This is a genomic window from Exiguobacterium sp. SH5S13 (assembly GCF_004337085.1).
Lineage (GTDB): Bacteria > Bacillota > Bacilli > Exiguobacteriales > Exiguobacteriaceae > Exiguobacterium > Exiguobacterium aurantiacum_A.
Genome location: NZ_SJUS01000061.1, coordinates 1 through 1,421, shown reverse-complemented (window position 1 = coordinate 1,421; position 1,421 = coordinate 1). Strand labels below are relative to the sequence as shown.

The 1,421-nt window shown below is 50.2% G+C and carries 2 protein-coding genes; both read right to left on the bottom strand.

What is annotated here, in order from left to right:
* On the bottom strand, positions 1-346 hold a 346-nt coding region (locus EVJ30_RS14890; RefSeq protein WP_161568871.1), incomplete at its 3' end, for an ATP-binding protein.
* Positions 343-1,421, bottom strand: a 1,079-nt coding sequence (gene istA / locus EVJ30_RS14885) for an IS21 family transposase (RefSeq protein WP_131469573.1), incomplete at its 5' end; no start/stop codon positions are given. The genes EVJ30_RS14890 and istA, both read right to left, overlap by 4 nt.

Genomic DNA, 1,421 nt, shown 5'->3' with positions numbered 1-1,421 from the left:
AAGCTTCTCTCCCGAGTCCGATGGCCAAATGGGTCTTTCCTGTTCCCGGGGACCCTGTCAGAACGACGTTCTGTGAATGCTCGACGAAATTCAGTGAGGTCAGTTCGTCCTTATCCAAATGCTTCGGAAAGTAGATGTGATTGCCCCAGTGATAGTCGTCGAGTGACTTGTTGTTGATGAATTTCGCCTTTTTGATAAATCGTTGCGCCTTCGCTTCTTCGCGGAGGCGCATTTCCATAGAGAAAAGTTCCATAAGAAATTTTTCAGGAGATTCCGTTGGAATCGATTCATAGATTTCGGCGACGTAGGCAAGGCGGAGCGACTTGCACATTTCTTTTAGGCTCATGCAGTGCCACCTTCTCCCCACGGCCGGTTTAGGCTATCATATTTGCTCCAGTCCACATCATAAGGATGGTCCTCAACCACGGCTGGATCATCGTCCTCGCTCAGGAGTTCGTATAGGCGTTCATTGACCTCGAGGATCGGATACAGTGCGAGCTTGGCTCGGATCCAGGCCAGTCTTTCTTGCCGGACGAGTAAGTTCGGTACGCCCAGGTACTCTTTGATTCTACCCGGCAGGTATTCGGAATAACGGGAGTGACCGAAGCTTCTCGGTTTCTTGTGCCAAGTGCTGATGATGTTTTCCCACGGGAGCGCACGTTTTGTCATCATGTAGGGACGTTTTTCTTCGTAGAGGATTTCTCCGTAAAGTGAGAGAATCTTCATCGAATCCCATCTTAGTATGGCGCGTACTTGCCCATGACGAGCTCCAGAGGGGATCAAGACTTTCGTCTTATCGATCGTTATTTCGCCGTACTTGTTCACCTTGAACAGTTCTACTTTGAAGACAGGGAAGTCTTCTTGGGGCAATCGCAATAGATGTCTCTGCTCTTCTTCGAACAGCTCACGGATCAGCACATGCTTTTCGTAATGCACTCTCTCCATGTCGTCCCGTAGGGAAACTGCGAGTTGTCTGTTCATCGAATCGTAATCATGCATGACAGGGGCCGGGACAAGAAAGTTGTATCGAACGTATCCCACCTTGTTCTCGACACTTCCTTTCTCGTTCCCACTGTAAGGATTACAGCTTTGGACTTGGAAGCCATAATGAGCCATGAACTGCAGGAAAGCATCAGTATAGATCGCCTCTTCTTTCGTCGTTCGCGGTTGGATGACTGCGGCAGGGAGATTATCGATTCTGAGTTGTTGCGGCACACCGCCGATTTCTTCAAAAAGCATTTTGAGTCCCGTAAGGAAGCACTCTTGGTTTTCTGCGGGGAGAACGACGGCTGCCGTGCGGTTGCTGAAGGGCAGACTCATGACGAGGCACTTCACATCGACCGCATGACTATCTTTGACGACTTCCATCGTCCCGAAATCCACCTGCGCCTCACCCGGAGGGTGCTGCAATCGTTCGTGCC